At 63.5% G+C, this 611-nt stretch carries 1 protein-coding gene; it reads left to right on the forward strand.

Annotated features, from left to right (window positions below):
• Positions 1-117 precede the first annotated feature (117 nt).
• On the forward strand, positions 118-611 hold a 494-nt coding region (locus IFT67_RS20385), incomplete at its 3' end, for an IS21 family transposase (RefSeq protein ID WP_524539096.1).

Below are 611 nucleotides of genomic sequence, written 5' to 3' on the forward strand. Positions count from 1 at the left end.
CTGTGGATCGGCGTGGAAAAAGGACCCCGGTAGCGGGGTGATCGGCGTCGAAAAAAGACCCCTCATTCCGTTGGTCTAAGGCTGTCCGCTTGGCAGATGTCAGGCGGCGAGATCGGGATGTTGGTATTGGAGACGGTATTGAGGATCCGGCGCGAGCACGCGTCGGGCAAAGCCATCAAGGCGATAATGCGAGACCTACATTTGTCACGCGGTGTCGTGCGCAGGGCGATCCGGGCGCCGGAGGCGGACACCAAGTACCGGCGAGAAGTACAGCCGTTGCCAAAATTGGGGCCGTTTCAGATGCGGCTCGATGCGCTGTTGGAAGAGGATGAGGCACGACCGCGGCGCGAGAAGCTGCGCATTACGCGTGTCCACGATCTGCTGCTGCGCGAGGGGTTCGACGGCTCGTACGATGCGGTGCGCCGCTACGCTACCCGCTGGCGGCAGGCTCGGCGTCGCGACGTAATGGACGCGCCAGCGTTCATCCCGCTGCTGTTCCAGCCGGGCGAGGCCTACCAGTTCGACTGGAGCCACGAAGACGTCGAGATCGCGGGCAAGCCGATGCGGGTGAAGGTTGCGCATGTGCGGCTGTGCGCATCGCGGGTGATGTA

Source organism: Sphingomonas sp. CFBP 13728 (genome assembly GCF_014841895.1).
GTDB lineage: Bacteria > Pseudomonadota > Alphaproteobacteria > Sphingomonadales > Sphingomonadaceae > Sphingomonas.